The following is an 18991-nucleotide window of genomic DNA, read 5'->3' on the forward strand; positions in this document are numbered from 1 at the left end:
CCGCCCGACGGGTCACTGTCCGAATCGTTGGTCGATGAGCGTCAGCGCATGTTCGGCCCAGTGGATGTTCTCGTGTTCGAAGGCGATGCCGCGTAGCAGGGTGAGATAGGGGCCGAGCGACTGGGTGTCGGCGAGGTACTGCTCTTCGCTGCGGTCGCCGAGCATCCGGATGCGCAGGCGTTCGAGGGCGGTGAGTTTATCGGTGGCCCAATGGATTTGTTGTGCGACGGCGTCACGGACGGTGGTGGTGTCGCCCGCGTCGAGGGCTTGCACCATGACGAGCAGGTCATCGCGGATGGCGATGGGTTTGGGCTGTTGGCGGGTGAACTCCCGGACGTGCTCGTAGCCGGCCGGCGTCACCGAGTACAGCCTTTTGGTGGGACGGCGTTGTTGTGGAACCACGCGGGCTTCGATGAGCCCGTCGGTGGCCATGGCGTCCAGCTCGCGGTAGAGCTGCTGGGGGGTGGCCGTCCAGAAGTTGGCGACCGAACGGTCGAAGCGTTTCGCGAGGTCGTAGCCGGATGCCTCGCCCTCCAGCAGTGCGGCCAGGACCGCATCACGAAGCGCCATGGCTGCGAACCCTATCAGCGCTAGTCAACAAAGTGATTATTAGTGTCTGGACGTAGCCGGCACGTCGGCGCTACTGTCACAGGCGATTACTCACTTTGATGACTAAGAGGGGTGTGGCATGCAACGGTTCCGTCAGGCCGTCGAGGCGCGTGACGAGCAGGCCATCGCGGCTCTGCTGGCCGACGATGTGGTGTTCACCAGCCCGGTGGCGTTCACGCCCTATCAGGGCAAGCCGATCACCGCGGCGATTCTGCGTGCGGTGATGCGGGTGTTCGAGGACTTTCGCTACATCCGTGAGATCACCGATGACGGCGGCCGCGATTCCGCGCTGGTGTTTCAGGCCGTCGTGGACGGCAAGCAGGTGACGGGCTGCGACTTCCTTCATGTCAACGACGACGGCCTCATCGATGACTTCATGGTGATGGTGCGGCCCCTGTCGGCGGCCAATGCGCTTTCGGCGGCGATGGCCGCGCAATTCGACCGCATTCAACGTGAGGCCACCGAAGCAAGCGAATCCCACGCCGCCGGCGCGTGATGGTGCCGACGGCCGCAGATGACAGCGCGGCCGGTGAGGCTGGGATGTCACGCCGCAGCACAAGAAGCGGGTCCGAACAGTGTTCGGACCCGCTTCTCGTATTGCGCTCGGTCAGTCGTTGGGGCCCTCGACGGTCTGCTGCGGCGCCGTCACCGGCGGGGTGAAGACGTTACCGCCGGTGGGGTTGATCGACTTCTCGGTCGGGGTCAGCGAGGACTCCGTGGTGGTGGTCGTGGTGGTCGACTCTTCGGGCTTGTCGCTGTCGCTGCTGCAGGCCGCGGTGAAGCCGATCATCGCGATGATGGCGGCACCGCCCACCGCTGCCGAAATCCGACGACGAGCCAGACGTGTTGATGCCATCTTCGGTCCTTTACTAGTTCTCGATGTGGTGAAATCTCGGTCGGCGCGAGGTCCGCGAAAACCGGGCAACAGTCCCAGGTGGCGCCCGGATCTGGTGTCAGAAACTCTAACGCAGCACCTGTGTCGTTGCATTCCTTTTGCCCGTGCGCGGCCACGCACGGGCAACTGTTCCCGTACCGGCGGTGTGGGGGCCGGCGCGGGTGGGGAAAACCCCCGGTGATGTCTCGGGCTTCCCACCTGGACAACAACCTTGACGAAATTCGACGATATACCCGGAATGTTCCTCGGTGCCGCAGTGTTGGTGTTTCGTATGAGTTCCGTGACGGCGTTCGTCGGGGGCCATACCGTGAAAGACATGCGAAGGTCAGTTCATGAAAGGCGGGTCTTTGTGCCTGAAACCAATTGAGATGCAAGCAAATAACGCGTAGTACACGTCACACCTAGTCATAGACAGCACGTTTCCCAACATCACGCGAACAGCCAGCGGGCGCGGCACTTGCGCTTCCGGGTGGATGGTCGCTGCCAGAAAGGCGTTTCACAATGCACAAGACTCGCTTCGTCACCGCCGGCCTGATCGCTTTGTCGGCAACGGTTCTCGGGACGGCACCCGCCGCGTTCGCCGCTCCGTCGGGCACGGCTTCGGCCGCCGAGACGGTGGAGGACCTGCGCGCCCAGGGATACAGCGTTCAGGTGAACGGCACCCGCAACGGGCCGTTGTCCAATTGTTCGGTCGAGTCCGTGCGCGGGCTCTCCGACACCCCGGGGTCGACGGTCTACGTGGACCTGTCCTGCCCGGCCGAATACCAGTACTGACCCCGCTGACCCGGACATGGTGGCGCCACGGTGGTGGCGCCACCATGTTTGTCTGCGCCGCGGGCGCCTAGCCTGTCGGCGCGGGTTCGACCCTCTCGTGGGCGATGGGCAGCCGGATGGTGAACGTGGTTACCCCACCGGCAGATTCGGCGGTGATCGACCCCGCGTGAGCCTCCACGATGGACGCGGTGATCGACAGGCCGAGCCCGAAGCTGCCGCCGTCATGCGAGCGGGACTTGTCGGCGCGCACGAAACGTTCGAACAGGTGCGGTAGTAGTTGCGGCTCGATTCCGCTTCCGTTGTCGGCCACGGTCACCACGACGTGGGGCGCACCGGGGTCGGTGGTGACCGTAGTGGTGACGGTGGTGCCGGCGGCGGTGTGCACCCGGGCGTTGGTCAACAGGTTCGTCAACGCCTGATGAAGCCGGGTTCGGTCACCGCGCAACCAAACCGGGTTGTCGGGCACGTCGGTGACCCAGCGCTGCGCCGGTGCGGACACCGCGACATCGTTGACCGCGTCGACGACGACGGTGACGATGTCGAATTCCGCGGTCTCCAGATCTTGGCCCTCGTCGAGGCGGGCCAGCAGCAGCAGGTCGGCCACCAGCGCGTTCATCCGCTGGGTTTCGGATTCGATACGCGCCAGCGAGTACTCGGTGGTTTCCGGGAGCACCGCACTGTCCTGGCGGGTCAACTCGGCGTAACCGTGGATGGCGGCCAGCGGTGTGCGCAGTTCGTGGCTGGCGTCGGTGATGAACTGCCGCATACGCCGGTCGGAGGCCGCGACATCGCGCAGCGCGCGTTCCACATGGTCGAGCAGACGGTTGAGCGTGTCACCGACCAGGCCGACCTCGGTGCGAGGATCGGTGTCACCGTCGGGCACCCGCACCGTGATCTCGTGATGATGGCGGTCCAGCGGAAGCGTGGCCACCTCGGCGGCCGTGGCGGCCACCCGGCGGAGCGGGCGCAGCGCGAACCGCACCACCGCCACCGTGCTCAGCGCCGCGATCAGCAGCGCCACGGCCGTCAGGAGGGCGACGATGGCGGTCTCGCGGACCATCGCTTGCCATGCCGGCGCGCGGGAGACAGCGGTGACCAGCAACTCACCCCGGTCGGTGGTCCGGGCGGTCATGCGGTACCACCCCAGTTCGGGCAGCTCGACGGTGCGCGCATCCGGTCCCAGTGACAATCCGGCGATCGTGCGCAGCGTCGCCGGCGGCGCCGGCCGCGCCTCGCCGTCGACGAAATAGGCGGAGTCGACGACCTGCCCGTCCCGGATCATGGCCACCACATTCCCGGGTGCCTGGCCCATCAGATACACCAGCGGCTTCATCGAGCCCGGCGGTGGCAAGGCGCCGCCGGGTGTGGGCGTGCTGCGGTATTTGGTCACGCCGGTGCTGAAGTTGTCGGCGGCCCCCGCGAGCTGGGCGTCGATGATGCCGAGTATCGAGGACCGCAGGGTCAGGATCGACGTGGTCCCGATGGCGGCCACGGCGATCATCACCACCACCGACACCCCGACCACCAGTTGACGGAGCAGGGTCCAGCTTCGCCAGACACGTCTCACTCCGGTGGCAGGCGCTGACGTCACGACAGTCATTCTCGTTGTAGCAGGCCTGCGGCGGCCCACCTTCATAGCGGATTCACATCCGCGCGCTCACGCGCTCAGCGGGACCGCGACCTCGTTGCGCCGGCGAAACGGCAGCGTCCACGGCGGATCGTAGAACCAGGCGACCGGCGGCCCGTCCGCATGGAAGGCGCTGCCGTGCAGGGCGTGCAGCAGCTCGGCGGACTTCGCGGTGACGGCGGTGCTGCTGCGGTCGCCGGTGAACCTCAGGACGGCGAACCGCTCGGCGGGCACCTCCACCACCGTCACCGCCGGGTCATCGGGTTCGGGCAGGGTTTCCATGGACCACTTGGACGGCATATAGAACCGGATCACCGAATCGCCACTGCCGCCGTCATTGCTCTGCGCCACCGGGGCGGTCATCGCGATCTTCTCGCCGTGCTGGGCGACTGGGGCGGTCATGGCGATCTTCGTCTTGCGGTGATTGGCCCCGAAGATGTAGCCGGCGAGCCGGCGGAACCCGGCGCTGCGGGCGTCCTGACCATCGCCGGGGACCCGGGTCTGCGCCGCGATACGCGGCCCGTACCGGCGGATCTCGATATCACCGAGGTCGTCTTCGTGCACATAGAGCGGCTCCTCGGTGCCCAGCCGGATGCCGAAGATGCCCCCGACACCCTCGGCGAGTTGGGCAACGGAACCTGCGATCTTGGTCAGCATGCCTGAGAGGTACCCGCTGCCGTGCCGCTCACACCACCGGTTTGCCGCGTCTCGCGCGGGCGCGCAGATCCCACAGATAGAGCTGGTAGCCGAACAGCCACAGATCGCGCGGGACCACCCGGTCGGCGGCCCGCAACACGACGATCAGCGCGTCGAACGCGCGTTGCCGCCGCGCGGTCCACGGCAGCCGCATCAGGGTGCGGAACTCGGCGGGCAGGAAGCCGCTGGTCGCGAACAGGTTCAGCGGTCCGGCGAGCTGGCGCAACGGGGTGGGCAGGAACGCCAGCGCGGCCACACCGTGCAGATGTCTGCGCACCGGCTCGTCGATCCGCAGCTCGTCCAGCGACCGCTTCCAGTACTCCTCGAACGCCGTCCGATCCGTCGGCCACATGTCCTCGCGCACCTGCAACGTGGTGCCGAGCCGGGCGGCGTCGCGGTACACCGCCTCGGCCGCCTCGTCGTCGAGCGGGCCGTACAGGAACTCGTGCTGATCGACGAAGTAGCGGTACAGGCAGGCCGCCACCCACAGCTGCAGCGCCGGGTCGAATGCGTTGTAGCGCACCGGGCTGCCTGGGCGCGACCGGATCTGGCGGTGTGCGGTGTCGACCGCCGCGCGGATCAGGGCCCGGTCGTGCTCGGTGCCGATGGTGGCCGCCGCCAGGTAGGTACCGGTGGTGCGCGCCCGTTTGAACGGATGCTTGTACACGTTGCCGCGGTCCACCGGGCTTTCCAGCACGCCGTACCCGACGGCCGGGGCGGCCAGTTGCATGATGACGTTCGCGGCGGGCGCGAGCACCGCGGCCGGGTTGAGCAGATCGGCGACACGTCTCGGATTCCGTGGGGGACCGAGCCTCATGTCATCGAGTACATCACCTTGTGAGACGCTGCCCGACGTGTTTGCGCGCAGAGGTTCCGCACGCGCCGTCGGCCTGGCCGCCGGTTATCTGGCTGATCTGTGCTTCGGCGATCCGCAGCGCGGGCACCCCGTCGCCGCATTCGGCACTGCCGCGGCGGCCTTGGAACGCCGCACCTACGCCGATGACCGGGCCGCCGGCGCGGCCCACACCGCCGTACTGCTCGCCGCGCTGGGCACCGTCGGGCTGCTCGTCGAGCGCGCCGCGTTCCGCCGCGGCCCGGTGTGGACGGCGGCAGCCACCGCGGTGAGCACCTATGTGGTGCTCGGCGGCACATCGTTGGCCCGCACCGGCGCCCGGCTGGCGCAGACCCTGGAACGCGACGATCTCGACGGCGCCCGCGCGCTGCTGCCCTCGCTGTGCGGCCGTGACCCGGCCGCGCTGGACGCCGACGGTCTGGCGCGCGCCGCGCTGGAATCGGTTGCCGAGAACACCTCCGACGCGCAGGTTGCGCCGATCCTGTGGGGCGCGGTCGCGGGCGTGCCCGGGCTGCTGGTCTACCGCGGGGCCAACACGCTCGATGCGATGATAGGCCACAAATCGCCCCGGTATCTTCACTTCGGTTGGGCGGCAGCACGGTTCGACGACGTCGTGAACTATGTGGGGGCGCGTGCGACCGGGCTGACGGTGGTGGCGGTCGGCGGCGCGCCGGTATCGGCGTGGCGGGCCTGGCGGCGCGACGCCGCCAAACATCCCAGTCCCAACGCCGGCGTCGCCGAGGCATCCTTCGCCGGCGCCCTCGGGGTGCAGCTCGGCGGCCCCACCCAGTACGCACACCGACTGGAGATGCGTCCCACCCTGGGGGACGGACCGCCCCCCACCACCGCCGATCTGCGTCGCGCGGTGCGGCTGTCGCGGGCGGTTCAGGCCGGCGCGACGCTGCTGGCGGTGGCGGTCAGTGTCGCTTGCCGTACCGGTCGGCGAGTTTCTGTTCGGCGGTGACCGGCTTCGGGGCCGCACCCGGATCGGATTCGGTGTGCGGGCGCGCGAGTTCCTTCTCCCGGCGTCGCACCCGCACCTCGGCGAGAATGAAATATCCGACCCCGATGGGCGCGATGATGCCGAACGCGATCCACTGGATTCCGTAGGACAGGAACGGGCCGGCGTCGAGCACGGGCAGTGGGATCACGCCGAGCCCGCCGGGCTGATCCTCGACGAGTTGCAGATAGGAACCCGTCAGTGGAACGCGGGTCACCTGGGATACCTGACCGGTGTTGATCGTGTACACCTGCATCGCGCCCTCGGCGCGGAACGGCTCCCGACCGGCGGCCAGCATCTCCGAATCGCGCAGCCGCCCGGTGATGGTGACCGTACCGGTGGGGGCGGGGGCGATGGGCGGCACCGCGGTGCCCTGCTCGGGTTTGACGTAGCCACGGTTGACCAACACGGTCGGGCCGCCGTCGACGACGAACGGCACCAGCACCTCGTAGGCGGGCGCACCGTCCACCGAGCGCAACCGGGCCAGCACCTGAGCCTCGGGCAGGTAGTGGCCGGTGGCCGTCACGCGTTGCCATTGGTGCTCGGGAGCGGACGCATCCTGGCGCGGCAGATATGTGGTCAGCGGGACCGGCTCGGTGTTCAGCGAGTTGGCGATCTGGGTGTTCTCGCGTGAGGTCGTGGTGTTCTTGCCGAGCTGCCACGGCGCGAGCACGGTGAAACACAACCAGGCGAAGGCCGCCACGACGACATACAGCGCCAGCCATTGCGGCCGGAACAAGAAGCCGAACCGTTTCATGAATGCCCCAGCTGTTCGTCGATCCAGTCGTGCAGGCCCGGCAGCGCGGCCTCGATGACGGCGAACACCGCCTCGAAGTCCTCCGGCCCGCCGTAGTAGGGATCCTCGACGTCCAGGGTGAAGGCGGCCGAACGCGGGTCGAAGGAACGCATCATCCGCAGCCGCTCCGCCGGCACGCCCATATCGGCGAGCATCCGGGCGTGGTTGCGGCCCATCGCGACGACCATGTCGGCGGCGAGGTGGTCCTCGTCGAGTTGGGCGGCGCGGTGCGCCGTCGGATAGCCGTTGGCCTGCAGGACCGCGTTGGTGCGGTGGTCGGCGCCGTCGCCGGCGTGCCAGCCGCCGGTGCCGGCGCTGGTCACCCGCACCCGGTCGGCGAGGCCGCGCGCCTCGATCTGGTGGGCCAGCATCTTCTCGGCCATCGGGGAGCGGCAGATGTTGCCCGAGCAGACGAACGTCACGTGCAGGCTAGACACCGAGCACCCTCCGCAGCTCCTCGATGGTGGCCACCCGGTGCCGCGGCGCGGGTGCGCCGGGTCCGTCGAAATCGGCCGCGCCGTAGCCCCAGCCGACCACCACGGTGTCGATACCGTGCGCGGCCGCCCCCTCGACATCGTGGCTGCGGTCACCCACCATCAGCACCCGCTCGGGCAGCGGGTCCAGCCGCTCCAGTGCGTAGGCCACGACGTCGGCCTTGGTGGCGCGGGTGCCGTCCGGGCTGGCGCCGGCGATGACCTCGAAGTACTCGTCGAGTTCGAAGTGGGTCAGGATGCGCTGCGCGGTGGGCTGGGCCTTGGAGGTCGCCACCGCCATGCGTACCCCCGCGGCGCGCAGCATCTCCAGCAGCTCCGGGATGCCGTCGAACAGCCGGTTCATCGACCAGCCGCGGGTGGTGTAGTCGGCCCGGTAGGCGGAGATGGCCTCGTCGGCGCGTTCCCCGAGACCCATCGATGTCAGGGTGTGATGCATGGGCGGGCCGACGATGCGGCCGGCGAGGTCGCCGTCGGGGACGTGGGCCCCGATGCTCTCCAGCGCGTGACGGAAGCTGGCGACGATCCCTTCCGCGGAGTCCGTCAGGGTGCCGTCGAGGTCGAAGAGCACCAACTGCGGAGTTCGGATCACGGTTTCAGGAACAACGTCGGTCACCACACCATTGTCGCCGATGTACCGGTGCCGCTGGTCGGCGCACTACTGTCGTGCTGTGGTTCACGAGGTCCGGCAGGCGGCGCGCTATCACGGCGACCAGGCCGTCACGTCCGGAATGCTCGACTTCGCCGTCAACGTGCGCCCCGGTGGGCCGCCGTCGTGGCTGCTCGAACGCCTCGGCGCCCGGCTGTCCGACCTGGGTGATTACCCGCGCGCCGCCGATGTCACCCGCGCCACCGAGGCGGTCGCCCGCCGGCACGGACGCGCCGCCGACGAAGTTGCGTTGCTGGCCGGGGGTGCCGAAGGCTTCGCGCTGCTGCCGAATCTCCAGCCGCGGCTGGCCGCGCTGATCGCGCCCTCGTTCACCGAACCGGAAGTCGTGCTGAGTGCCGCCGGGGTGCCGCTCCGGCATGTCGTCGTGCCGCCACCGTTCACGCTGACCGGCGTCGCGGTGCCGGAGCACGCCGATTTGGTCGTCGTCGGTAACCCCACCAATCCGACCTCGGTGCTGCATCCGGTGCGCGACATCCTCGCGTTGCGCCGGCCGGGCCGGATCGTGGTCGTCGACGAGGCGTTCGCCGATGCCGTTCCCGGTGAGCCGGAATCACTGGCGGCGGCGTCACTGCCCGATGTGCTGGTGCTGCGCAGCCTGACCAAGACGTGGTCGCTGGCCGGGCTGCGCGTCGGGTATGCCCTCGGTGCCCCCGAGGTGCTGGCTCGGCTGACCGCCACGCGGGCGCACTGGCCGTTGGGGACACTGCAACTGGAAGCGGTCTCGGCGTGCTGCACGCCGGACGCGGTGGCCGAGGCCGACGCCGGCGCGCGCCGGCTCGCCGCGCTGCGCGCCGAGATGGTCGCCGGTCTGCGGGACGCCGGGGTGGACGCGCTCGACGGCCGCGCGCCGTTCGTCCTGTTGCGCGTCGCTGACGCCCAACTGACTCGAAAGCACTTGGACACCAGGGGGATTGCCGTGCGTCGCTGCGACACCTTTATCGGCATGGACGGCGAGTACCTGCGGGTCGCCGTCCGTCCCGAGTGGCCACTGCTGGCCTCGGCACTGGCCGAGGTGGCGCGATGAGCGTGTCCCTTGCCGAGGTGATGGACGTGTTGGACGCGGCGTACCCCCCTGGGTTGGCCCATGACTGGGACTCGGTCGGGCTGGTCGCCGGTGACCCCACAGAGCCCGTGACATCGGTGACGGTGTCGGTGGACGCCACCGACGCCGTGGTCGCGGAGGTGCCCGAGGGGGGACTGCTGCTGGCCCACCATCCCCTGCTGCTCCGCGGCGTGGACACGGTGGCCGCCTCGACGGCCAAGGGCGCTCTTCTGCATCGGATGATCCGGTCCGGGCAGGCGTTGTTCACCGCCCACACCAACGCCGATTCGGCCACGCCCGGGGTCTCCGACGCCCTTGCCGACACCCTGGGCCTGGAGGTGGAGGATGTCCTCTCGCGTGGGCCGTCCGGACCCGAACTGGACAAGTGGGTGGTGTTCGTCCCGGTCGATCATGCGGCGCAGGTGCGGGATTCGCTGTTCGCGGCCGGGGCGGGGCAGATCGGTGATTACTCCTGTTGCAGCTGGAGCGTCACCGGGACCGGACAGTTCCTGCCGCACGCGGGCGCGACGCCGGCCATCGGCGAGGTCGGCACCGTGGAACGGGTCACCGAGGACCGCGTCGAGGTGATCGCCCCGGCGCGGTTGCGTTCCCGGGTGCTCACCGCACTGCGCGCCGCGCATCCCTACGAGGAGCCGGCCTTCGATGTGCTCGCGTTGGCGCCGCTGCCTGCCGACGTCGGCATCGGGCGGATCTGCGCCCTGCCGGAGCCGGAACCGTTGTCGGTGTTCGTCTCCCGAGTGCGCGCGGCCCTGCCCGCCACCACATGGGGCGTGCGCGCCGCCGGGGTGCCTGACGCGCTGGTGTCCCGGGTCGCCGTGTGCGGCGGGGCGGGGGATTCACTGCTCGGCGCGGTGAACGGGGCCGGCGTACAAGCCTATGTGACCGCAGACCTGCGGCACCATCCCGCCGACGAGCACGGCCGGGTATCAGATGTGGCACTGGTCGACGTCGCACATTGGGCAAGTGAGTTCCCCTGGTGTCACCAGGCGGCAGCGCTGCTGCGCGGCAATTTCGGCGAGGCATTACCGGTGCGCGTCAGTACTGTGCGCACCGATCCGTGGAATATCGATGGAGGTTCCGAATCATGAAAGCCGAAGTGAGTCAGCAACGTTCACTGTTGGATCTGGCCGAGGTCGATGCCGAGTTGCGCCGCGTGGACCACCGCGCCGGAAATCTGGCCGAGCAACAGGAATTCGATCGCGTGCAGGCGCTGCACCAGGAGGCCAGTGATCGGCTGGCCGTGGTGGAGATCGCTCTCGAGGACCTCGACGGGGAGATCACCAAGCTGGAGAGCGAAATCGATTCGGTGCGCCAGCGCGAGGACCGCGACCGATCGCTGTTGCAGGGTGGCACGGTCAACGCCAAACAGTTGAGCGAACTCCAGCACGAGTTGGAGACGCTGGAACGTCGGCAGGCATCCCTGGAGGATTCGCTGTTGGAGGTGATGGAACGCCGTGAGGTACTGCAGCGCCAGCAATCCGAGCAGTTGGCCGGCATCGAGGCCCTGAAGAACGAGATGTCGGCGGCGCAGTTGGCCCGCGACGCCGCCCTGGTGGCCATCGACAATGTCCGTCAGGTGTCCGCGGCGCGACGCGCCGAGCTGACGTCGTTTCTGAACGATGACCTGGTCGCGTTGTACGAGAAGCAACGCGAGCGGGGTGGCGCAGGTGCTGGCCTGCTACAGGGAAAGCGTTGTGGCGCTTGTCGTATCGAGATCGACCGAGGTGAGATGGCCAGGATATCCGCCGCCGCCGACGACGATGTGCTGCGGTGCCCAGAATGTGGGGCGATCCTGCTGCGGTTCACCAAGTGAAGGTCATCGTCGAGGCGGACGGTGGATCGCGGGGCAACCCGGGCCCGGCCGGTTACGGCGTGGTGGTGCTCAGCGACGACCGTGGCGCGGTACTTGCTGAGCGCAAGGAGTCGATCGGCCGAACGACCAACAATGTCGCCGAGTATCGCGGGCTGATCGCCGGGTTGACCGCGGCGGCCGAGCTGGGTGCCACCGAGGTGGTGGTCTTCATGGATTCCAAGCTGGTGGTCGAGCAGATGTCCGGGCGTTGGCGGGTCAAGCATCCCGACCTGCTGGAGCTCCATCGTGAAGCCACGCAGGTGGCCCGGCAGTTCGCGCGGGTCGACTACGGCTGGATCCCTCGGGCGGAGAACCTACACGCGGACCGGCTGGCCAACGAGGCGATGGACGGTGCACAGCCCGCGTCGGCGCCGGCTTCTCCGGGGTGGAGCGGCGCCCGCGGTGAACCCACCCGGCTGATGTTGTTGCGGCACGGCCAGACCGAGCTGTCGGTGGACCGTCGGTACTCGGGTCGGGGTAACCCCCCGCTCACCGAGCTCGGACGCGGCCAGGCCGCCGCGGCCGCCCGGCACCTCGGCGAGAAGGGCGGCATCGACGCGATCCTCTGTTCTCCGTTGGGGCGTGCTCAGGAAACGGCCGGCGCCGCCGCGAAGGCACTCGGTCTCGAGGTCGTCGTCGACGACGAACTCATCGAGACCGATTTCGGCGCCTGGGAGGGCTTGACTTTTTCCGAAGCCGCACAACGCGATCCGGAACTGCACAGCCGATGGTTGCGTGACACCACGGTGGCCCCGCCGGGCGGGGAGAGCTTCGATGCGGTGGCCGAGCGGGTACGCCGGGCACGCAACCGCATCGTCGAGGAGTATGCCGGGTCGACGGTGCTGGTGGTCTCGCATGTGACACCGATAAAGACGATGCTGCGTCTCGCTCTCGACGGCAATGCCGGCATTCTTTACCGCCTGCACCTGGATCTCGCCTCGTTGAGCATCGCCGAGTTCTATCCGGACGGGTTGGCCTCGGTGCGGCTGGTGAACCAGACGTCGTACCTGTAGTCAGCTGGAGTGCAGGTGCAGCCGTTCCCCGTGCACATCGAAGATCATGATTGCCTCGACCGGCCCGTCGACGGTGCCGAACCAGTGCGGGGTCCACGTCGAGAACTCCACCGCCTCACCGGGTTCGATGATGAAATCGCGTTCACCGAGAATCAGGCGCAGTTGTCCGGAGAGCACATACATCCATTCCTGACCTTCGTGCACCGGGAGTTCCGCGGGCGGCGTGTGGCGTTTGGTGCTCACCCGGACCTTGAAGGTGTGCCGGCCGCCGGTGGGGCCGTGCCGGGTCAGCGGCCAGTAGGTGACCCCGTGCCGAGTGTGCGAGCTACCCCGCACCCGGGGATCGTCGGACTCGGGTTCACGTAACAGTTCATCGGTGCTGACCGCCAATGCGGCGGCCAGTCGCGGCAGGTGATCCAGGGCCAGACGTCGTTTGCCGGACTCCAGTCGGCTCAGCGTCGACACGTCGATGCTGGCGCGGGCGGCCACATCCTGCAGAGTCAGACCTTGCTGGGTGCGTAGATCGCGCAGTCGCTTACGCACCGTGTCATCCACACTCTTTGCCTCCATGGCAAACCAGCTTGGCATCTGTGCGGTGGGTCGGCAAGCTCGACAGCATGAACAACGAATGGGACTGCATCATCGTCGGTGGCGGAGCGGCCGGCTTGAGCGCTGCGCTGGTGCTTGGTCGCGCCCGTCGTCGCACCCTGGTGCTCGACGACGGCGAGCAGAGCAATCTGGTCGCGCACGGCATCGGTGGGCTGCTGGGCCATGACGGTCGGCCGCCTGCGCAACTCTACGAGGCGGGGCGTGCGGAACTTGCCCAGTACCCCAGTGTCAGCTTCCGTGCGGCGCGGGTGATCGAGGCCAAGCCGGACGGCGACGGCTTCCTCGTCGAAATGGCCGATGGGAGTCGAGACCATGCCCGCCGAGTGCTGCTGGCGACCGGCATGCAGTACCGGCCTCCGCAGGTCGCGGGCTTGGAGTCGCTGTGGGGAGGATCGGCGTTTCACTGCCCGTTCTGCCATGGTTGGGAAGTCCGCGATCAGCCGCTGGCCGTACTCGCCGACGGTGACCGGGCGGTGCACATGGCGCTGATGCTCAAGAGTTGGACCGACGACATCGTCGTGCTGACCAACGGCGCGGCGCTGCAGGATGACCTGCTGGCCGCCGCCGGGATCACCGTCGATCACCGGGTGGTGTCAGAATTCCACGCCGAGGGCGGTGAACTGACCGAAGTGCGGTTCACCGAGGGTGCGCCGCTGCCGCGACGCGGTGTGCTGGTGGCGGCGGTGCTGCATCAGCGTTCACACTTGGCCGCCCATCTCGGCGTGACGTTCGCGCCGGCGAACCCCGTTGCGGCAGATGCCATCGTCGTCGACCAGTTCCAGCGCACCACGGTGCCGGGCGTATTCGCGGCCGGTGACGTCAGTGTGCAGATGCCCCAGGTGGCGGCCGCGGTGGCCAGTGGGTCGCTCGCGGCGGCTGCCGTGGTGCAGAGCCTGCTGGCCGATGACGTCGGGCTGCCCGTCCCGGCGTGGCCCGCGCCCGATGTCCAACAGCACTGGAACGAGCACTACGGCCAGCGCGATCGGGTGTGGAGTGGACGGGTGAACCTGCGGCTGTCCGAAGTGGCTGAGCCGCTGACCCCGGGGCGTGCCCTGGACCTCGGGTGTGGCGAAGGCGGGGACGCCATCTGGCTGGCGTCGCGGGGATGGTCGGTGGTGGCCACCGATGTCTCGCAGGTGGCTCTGCAGCGGGCCGCCGCCGATGCGGGGGAGTTGTTGAGTCACATCGACTTCCAGCACCACGACCTCGAGGTGAGCTTTCCCGAAGGTGACTTCGATCTGGTGTCTGCACAGTTCCTGCATTCGAAGATCCCACTGGACCGGGCACGGGTGCTGAAACGGGCGGCGGCTGCGGTGGCACCCGGGGGGCTGCTGGTGATCGTCGATCACGGCGAAGCGCCGCCATGGTCGAACCACCGGCACGTGGAGTTCCCCAGCGCGCAGGAAGTGGTCGACTCGCTCGACCTCGACGACGGTTGGGAGCGCGTGCAGGTGGGCCCGGTCGCGCGCGAGGCCACCGGCCCCGACGGGCAGCCGGGACATCTGATCGACAACGTGATGGTGTTGCGGCGGACGTGAAGTGACTCCCCGGGCGAGCGACATTCTCGGCTGCAGTGGGCAACTTGGGTTGGGAAATAGCCGCTCAACTTGTCACCCTGTTATGTCTCAAGACATCGGTGACAGTTCTGCATCAGGACATCGGTGACACTTTGAGGGGTCTTGGTGGTGACACTTCTGCGCCGAGGCTGCGGGGGTGGCTGTCAATGAACCCATCGATCCTCGTGTCCGCCTCGCGATCTCTCAGTGGCCTGATGACGCGCCGCGTGGGGCGGTCTCGACGTTCTGCGCTGAGCATGGCATATCACGAAATTCGTTCTACGAGTTACGTAAACGCGCCAAGACTGACGGGCCGGCTGCGGTTCTCGAACCTCGGACACGCCGACCGAAGTCGAGCCCGTCGACGCTGAGCGATGAGGTCAAAACCCGCGCCGTGGCCGTGCGGTCCGCGCTGGAGGTCTCCGGTCTGGATCACGGGCCGATCAGCGTGTACGAGAAGATGCGCGCGATGGGCCTCGATGAGGTTCCGTCCACAGCCGCGCTGTCGCGCATCTTCCGTGAGGCTGGTGTGGCTCGTGTGGAGCCGAAGAAGAAGCCCCGCTCGGCGTGGCGACGGTTTGTCTATCCGTGCCCGAACGCGTGCTGGCAACTCGACGCCACCGGGTACGTGCTCACTAGTGGACGCACGTGTGTGATCTTCCAACTCATCGATGACCACTCCCGCTACGCGGTCGCCTCGCACGTGGCCTGGAGCGAAACCGCCGAGGCGGCGATCGCCGTGGTCGACAAAGCGATCGCCACCCATGGCGTGCCCCAACGGCTGCTGACCGACAACGGATCAGCGCTGAACCCGTCACGGCGAGGATATGTGGGCCAACTCGTCGCTCACGTGAGCGCACTCGGAATCGAGGCGATCACCGGAAAGCCCTACAAACCAACCACGCAGGGCAAAAACGAACGCTTCCACCAGACCCTGTTCCGCTACCTCGACAAGCAGCCATTGGCCGACACACTGGCCGAGCTCCAAGCCCAGGTCGATGCCTTCGACCACATCTACAACACCGAGCGCCCCCATCAAGGCCTGCCCGGGCGCATCACCCCGCTTACCGCCTGGGAAGGGACCCCCAAGGCAGATCCACCCCGCCCCACAATCGATCGGCCGGCCTATGCACAGCCCGTCCCGAAGCGATACCAATTCCCGCGAGCACAGTCGCCCGTCGATCTGCCCGCCAACACCGTCATCCGGACGGTGGGCTCCATAGGCAACATCAGCTTGGACTCCGTCAGCTACCGAGTCGACGCACAACGCGCCTTCCAGCAAGTCCTGGTTGTCAGCGTCGACGACAAGGTCATCGTGACCGACCTGCACGGCGAAGTCCTCATCGAACACACCCGACCCGCACCGGGCGTGAAGTACGTCGGCAACGGACGCCCCCGCGGTCCGCGCCTCAAAAACGAGAAACCGTCACCGATGTCCTGATACATCAACTGTCACCGATGTCCTGATGCAGAACTGTCACCGATGTCCTGATACATCACACTCAACTTGTCACCCTGTCCGGGTAATATCGCACACATGTTCGATAGGGTCGGGTTGGCGGGGATGGGCGATGAAGCTCTCATCTCGGCGTTGACGGCTGCGACCCAGGATGAGGCCAAAGTGGCTGCCCGCAGGTTGGCGTTGATCGGTGAGGTGATCGCCCGCCAGTGCGATGGCGAGGACGATGATCACGCCCATCAGGTGGTCGACGGGTGGGCCTGGGCCCAGGCCGCGGTGGCCGCGGCCTGCAACCTGAACCCGCATGCGGCGTCCAAGCAGATGCGCATCGCCCAAGCCCTACGTGATCGGCTGCCGCGGACCGCGGCCCTGTTCGCATCGGGGGTGGTGTCGGCGACGGTGATCGATGCCATCACCTGGCGTACCCACCTGGTCGAAGACCCCGATGCGCTGGCCCTGATCGATGCGGCGATCGCTGGGGAGGCCGGCGAGTACGGGGCGCATTCGGAGAAGCAGTTGATCGGTGCGGTGGATGTGTGGGTGGAGAAGTTCGACCCCGACGCCGTGGTGCGGTCCAAACGCAACGCCAGGGATCTGTATGTGGAGTTCGGCGATAAGGACGACCCGAACGGGGTGGCCTCGTTCTGGGGGCGGCTGCGGGTCACCGACACGAAGGTCCTGCAGCAGCGCCTCGACGCCTTGGCTGACACGGTGTGCCCGAACGATCCACGCCGCCGCGGGGAACTACGCGCGGCGGCGCTGGCCGCGCTGGGCGTCATCGGCCCCGCACTGCAACGCCTGACGTGCGGGTGCGGGAACCCCGACTGCGAGGGCAGCGGGAAAGATCCCCGGGCCGGGGCGGTGACGATCTATGTGCTGGCCGATCAGGTGCCCGCCGCCGGCCAACAGGCACCCCAGCAGAGTGTGCCGGGTGCGGCGGGCACCCCGGAATCCGAACCCACCACGACCGAGCCCGAGACCACGTCCGAGTCTGACTCTGTGCCTGAGTCTGGTGGCGACAGCGAGCCGCAGGCACCGGCCGCGCAGTCTCGCCCCGCGGCTCCCGCGGCCTGCCATCCCAGTCCGGCGGTGATGCTCGACGGGGCCATCATTCCCGCCGCTATGCTCGCCGAGCTCGTCGCCGGCGGGGCCACCGTCAAACCGCTCGCCGAGATCGCTGACCTCCCTACCGAACGGCAGTACCGGCCCTCAGTAGCCTTGACCGCATTCGTCCGGATGCGGGCCATGACGTGTAGCTTTCCCGGCTGCAGCCGGGCCGCGCACCGCTGCGACCTCGACCATCTGATCCCGTGGCCGGCAGGGCCGACGCACCCGGGCAATCTCGGACCGCTCTGCCGTCTGCACCATCTGCTCAAGACTTTCGGCGGTTGGACACCCACCGCGAAACCCGACGGCAGCATCGGCTGGAGCGCGCCGACCGGGCACACTTATTCCAAGGCGCCCGGCGCGGCAATCCTGTTCCCGCACTGGAACATCCAGGCACCCATCCCGCGGAAACGCGCCATCACCCTGCTCGACGACACCGACCGCGACACCAAGATGCCGGTCCGGCAACGCACCCGCGCACAAGACCGCGCCCAACGCATCAACACCGAACGCACCCGCAACCACCAAGAACGCGCACTCGAACTCGCGGACCTGCAAGCGAACCCGCCACCCTTCTGAGTTCAGTTGAACGCGCTCACATCGGCGAGCTGAGTGAGTCGGACACTGTTGCCCGACGGGTCGCGGAATCCGCAATCGATGCCATACGGCATCGCGTGTGGCTCCTCGGTGAATTCCACTCCGCGGGAGCGCAGTTCCTCGAAGGTGGCCTGGCAGTCCTCGGTGGTGAGAAACACCGTTCCAGCGAAACCCTTCGCAGTAAGCTCGCGGACCTGCTCCTGGGTGGCTGTGTCCATCACCGGCGGCCCTGGGACGGCCATCAGGACGATCGACACATCGTCCTGTCCCCGGGGGCCGACCGTCAGCCAACGGAACAGGCCGTCGATGTCGGGTAGTGAAACATCCTGGCGTACTTCGAATCCGACCTTCTCGGTCCAGTATTGGAGAGCGACTTCCTGATCGTGCACCCAAAGGTGCGCGCTGGCAATTTTGATCATGAGGACAACGCTACGACTGCTTGTCGGTGCCCGTCTTCTTCCCGTGTGCTTTATTGACCCTGCTGGCCGGGGCACGTCGGGTATCGCGCTTGACGATGCAACTTGGCACTCGCGCGTAAGAGCTGGCAGCTGGCAGTGCGGCGCGATAGGCGGCCGGCGGGTTGCCATACACCCTCGCGAATGCCGTCGTGAAAGAGCCCACGCTGGTCAAACCGACCATCGCGCAGATGTCCGCAACCGAGCGGTCCGTATAGCGCAGCAGCGCCGCGGCCCGCTCAAGGCGGCGGCTCTGCAAGTACGCGCGAGGCGATTCCCCGAACGTGCGGCTGAACATCCGACTGAAGTGCGCCCGGGACAAACCGGCGGCCGCGGCAAGGTCATCGACGGTGATCGGCTCGGCGTAGCGCGCATCCACGAGATCCTTCGCGCGGAGCAAATATCGGGCTGTCGGCACCGGCGCCATGCACATAAGGGTACCGTGATCGGCGCGGACGAGTTGGCCGGGCGGCCGCGGATCCCGGGTTCACCCCGGGACTCGAGGAAAGTCCGGACTTCACAGAGCAGGGTGATTGTTAACGGCAATCCGGGGAAACTCGCGGGAAAGTGCCACAGAAAGTAGACCGCCACCTGTGCCCTTCGGGGCGTAGGGGGTAAGGGTGAAACGGTGCGGTAAGAGCGCACCAGCATCCCGGGTGACCGGGATGGCTAGGTAAACCCCACCCGAAGCAAGGCCAAGAAGGCCGCAACCTGGTTGTGGCTGCGCACGCGTTCGAGGGCTGCTCGCCCGAGCGTGCGGGTAGGCCGCTTGAGGCACCCGGCGACGGTGTGTCCAGATGGATGGTCGCCGCCTCACCGGATACCTCCGGTGAGGAACAGAATCCGGCTTACAGGCCAGCTCGTCCGCC

The 18991-nt window shown here is 67.8% G+C and carries 21 protein-coding genes and 1 other RNA gene; 11 read left to right on the forward strand and 11 right to left on the reverse strand.

Going from position 1 to position 18991, the window contains the following annotated elements:
• Positions 1-12: 12 nt before the first annotated feature.
• Positions 13-570 (reverse strand): PadR family transcriptional regulator, encoded by a 558-nt coding sequence (locus A7U43_RS13285; protein ID WP_067995834.1) that lies wholly within the window; start codon positions 568-570, stop codon positions 13-15.
• 118 nt (positions 571-688) lie between these two features.
• Between A7U43_RS13285 and A7U43_RS13290 the strand changes: the two genes are divergently transcribed.
• Complete coding sequence (locus tag A7U43_RS13290) at positions 689-1105, forward strand: nuclear transport factor 2 family protein (RefSeq protein WP_067995837.1); 417 nt, start codon at positions 689-691, stop codon at positions 1103-1105.
• A 111-nt stretch (positions 1106-1216) separates the two neighbouring features.
• Here A7U43_RS13290 and A7U43_RS13295 read toward each other — a convergent pair whose 3' ends face one another.
• Positions 1217-1465, reverse strand: a complete 249-nt coding sequence (locus A7U43_RS13295) for a hypothetical protein (RefSeq protein WP_067995838.1) — start codon at positions 1463-1465, stop codon at positions 1217-1219.
• A 540-nt stretch (positions 1466-2005) separates the two neighbouring features.
• On the opposite strand from A7U43_RS13295, the gene A7U43_RS13300 reads away from it, so the two are divergent.
• A complete protein-coding gene (locus A7U43_RS13300) occupies positions 2006-2278 on the forward strand; it encodes a hypothetical protein (RefSeq protein WP_067995839.1) in 273 nt (90 codons plus the stop codon).
• A 67-nt stretch (positions 2279-2345) separates the two neighbouring features.
• Here A7U43_RS13300 and A7U43_RS13305 read toward each other — a convergent pair whose 3' ends face one another.
• From A7U43_RS13305 to A7U43_RS13315, 3 genes are all read right to left on the reverse strand, one after another.
• Complete coding sequence (locus A7U43_RS13305; RefSeq protein WP_231963586.1) at positions 2346-3869, reverse strand: sensor histidine kinase; 1524 nt, start codon at positions 3867-3869, stop codon at positions 2346-2348.
• A 66-nt stretch (positions 3870-3935) separates the two neighbouring features.
• On the reverse strand, positions 3936-4562 hold the full coding sequence (locus A7U43_RS13310; RefSeq protein ID WP_067995841.1) for an SOUL family heme-binding protein: 627 nt from the start codon (positions 4560-4562) through the stop codon (positions 3936-3938).
• A gap of 28 nt (positions 4563-4590) precedes the next feature.
• A complete protein-coding gene (locus A7U43_RS13315) occupies positions 4591-5418 on the reverse strand; it encodes an oxygenase MpaB family protein (RefSeq protein ID WP_067995842.1) in 828 nt (275 codons plus the stop codon).
• 37 nt (positions 5419-5455) lie between these two features.
• On the opposite strand from A7U43_RS13315, the gene A7U43_RS13320 reads away from it, so the two are divergent.
• Entirely contained in the window at positions 5456-6418 is a 963-nt protein-coding gene (locus A7U43_RS13320) for a cobalamin biosynthesis protein (RefSeq protein WP_067995844.1), read from the forward strand.
• On the opposite strand, the gene A7U43_RS13325 is transcribed toward A7U43_RS13320, so the two are convergent.
• Genes A7U43_RS13325 through A7U43_RS13335 form a run of 3 tightly spaced genes read right to left on the reverse strand, consistent with a single transcriptional unit; the run spans position 6372 to position 8357 of the window.
• Complete coding sequence (locus tag A7U43_RS13325; RefSeq protein WP_067995847.1) at positions 6372-7211, reverse strand: SURF1 family cytochrome oxidase biogenesis protein; 840 nt, start codon at positions 7209-7211, stop codon at positions 6372-6374. The genes A7U43_RS13320 and A7U43_RS13325 overlap by 47 nt on opposite strands.
• Positions 7208-7633 carry an arsenate reductase/protein-tyrosine-phosphatase family protein gene (locus tag A7U43_RS13330; protein ID WP_231963643.1) on the reverse strand — a complete coding sequence of 142 codons (426 nt, stop codon included), beginning with the start codon at positions 7631-7633 and terminating at the stop codon, positions 7208-7210. The genes A7U43_RS13325 and A7U43_RS13330 overlap by 4 nt, the downstream gene beginning before the upstream one ends.
• Positions 7634-7679: 46 nt before the next feature.
• A complete protein-coding gene (locus A7U43_RS13335) occupies positions 7680-8357 on the reverse strand; it encodes an HAD-IA family hydrolase (RefSeq protein ID WP_068002629.1) in 678 nt (225 codons plus the stop codon).
• Between the two features lie 16 nt (positions 8358-8373).
• Between A7U43_RS13335 and cobC the strand changes: the two genes are divergently transcribed.
• The 4 genes from cobC to A7U43_RS13355 are packed head-to-tail and all read left to right on the forward strand — an operon-like array spanning position 8374 to position 12339.
• Positions 8374-9435 (forward strand): Rv2231c family pyridoxal phosphate-dependent protein CobC, encoded by a 1062-nt coding sequence (gene cobC, locus A7U43_RS13340; RefSeq protein WP_067995851.1) that lies wholly within the window; start codon positions 8374-8376, stop codon positions 9433-9435.
• Entirely contained in the window at positions 9432-10562 is a 1131-nt protein-coding gene (locus tag A7U43_RS13345; protein WP_067995853.1) for a Nif3-like dinuclear metal center hexameric protein, read from the forward strand. The genes cobC and A7U43_RS13345 overlap by 4 nt, the downstream gene beginning before the upstream one ends.
• Positions 10559-11287: a zinc ribbon domain-containing protein gene (locus A7U43_RS13350; RefSeq protein ID WP_067995855.1), complete on the forward strand. Its 729-nt coding sequence runs from the start codon at positions 10559-10561 to the stop codon at positions 11285-11287. The genes A7U43_RS13345 and A7U43_RS13350 overlap by 4 nt, the downstream gene beginning before the upstream one ends.
• Complete coding sequence (locus A7U43_RS13355; protein WP_067995857.1) at positions 11284-12339, forward strand: bifunctional RNase H/acid phosphatase; 1056 nt, start codon at positions 11284-11286, stop codon at positions 12337-12339. The genes A7U43_RS13350 and A7U43_RS13355 overlap by 4 nt, the downstream gene beginning before the upstream one ends.
• Here A7U43_RS13355 and A7U43_RS13360 read toward each other — a convergent pair whose 3' ends face one another.
• Positions 12340-12909: a helix-turn-helix domain-containing protein gene (locus A7U43_RS13360; RefSeq protein WP_067995859.1), complete on the reverse strand. Its 570-nt coding sequence runs from the start codon at positions 12907-12909 to the stop codon at positions 12340-12342.
• 47 nt (positions 12910-12956) lie between these two features.
• Here A7U43_RS13360 and A7U43_RS13365 point away from each other — a divergent pair, with 47 nt between their 5' ends.
• The 3 genes from A7U43_RS13365 to A7U43_RS13375 all read left to right on the forward strand — a co-directional run bounded on the left by A7U43_RS13365 (position 12957) and on the right by A7U43_RS13375 (position 17649).
• Positions 12957-14486 carry a bifunctional NAD(P)/FAD-dependent oxidoreductase/class I SAM-dependent methyltransferase gene (locus tag A7U43_RS13365; RefSeq protein WP_068002632.1) on the forward strand — a complete coding sequence of 510 codons (1530 nt, stop codon included), beginning with the start codon at positions 12957-12959 and terminating at the stop codon, positions 14484-14486.
• Between the two features lie 175 nt (positions 14487-14661).
• On the forward strand, positions 14662-15945 hold the full coding sequence (locus tag A7U43_RS13370; RefSeq protein ID WP_067995862.1) for an IS481 family transposase: 1284 nt from the start codon (positions 14662-14664) through the stop codon (positions 15943-15945).
• A gap of 96 nt (positions 15946-16041) precedes the next feature.
• Positions 16042-17649 (forward strand): HNH endonuclease signature motif containing protein, encoded by a 1608-nt coding sequence (locus A7U43_RS13375; RefSeq protein ID WP_067995864.1) that lies wholly within the window; start codon positions 16042-16044, stop codon positions 17647-17649.
• Positions 17650-17651: 2 nt separating this feature from the next.
• Here A7U43_RS13375 and A7U43_RS13380 read toward each other — a convergent pair whose 3' ends face one another.
• Positions 17652-18086 carry a VOC family protein gene (locus A7U43_RS13380; RefSeq protein ID WP_067995866.1) on the reverse strand — a complete coding sequence of 145 codons (435 nt, stop codon included), beginning with the start codon at positions 18084-18086 and terminating at the stop codon, positions 17652-17654.
• A gap of 10 nt (positions 18087-18096) precedes the next feature.
• Positions 18097-18549 carry a helix-turn-helix transcriptional regulator gene (locus A7U43_RS13385; RefSeq protein ID WP_068002635.1) on the reverse strand — a complete coding sequence of 151 codons (453 nt, stop codon included), beginning with the start codon at positions 18547-18549 and terminating at the stop codon, positions 18097-18099.
• A gap of 29 nt (positions 18550-18578) precedes the next feature.
• Between A7U43_RS13385 and rnpB the strand changes: the two genes are divergently transcribed.
• An RNA gene (gene rnpB / locus A7U43_RS13390) (RNase P RNA component class A) lies at positions 18579-18989 on the forward strand.
• The last annotated feature ends 2 nt before the right edge of the window (positions 18990-18991 follow it).

It is taken from the genome of Mycobacterium adipatum, assembly GCF_001644575.1.
GTDB lineage: Bacteria > Actinomycetota > Actinomycetes > Mycobacteriales > Mycobacteriaceae > Mycobacterium > Mycobacterium adipatum.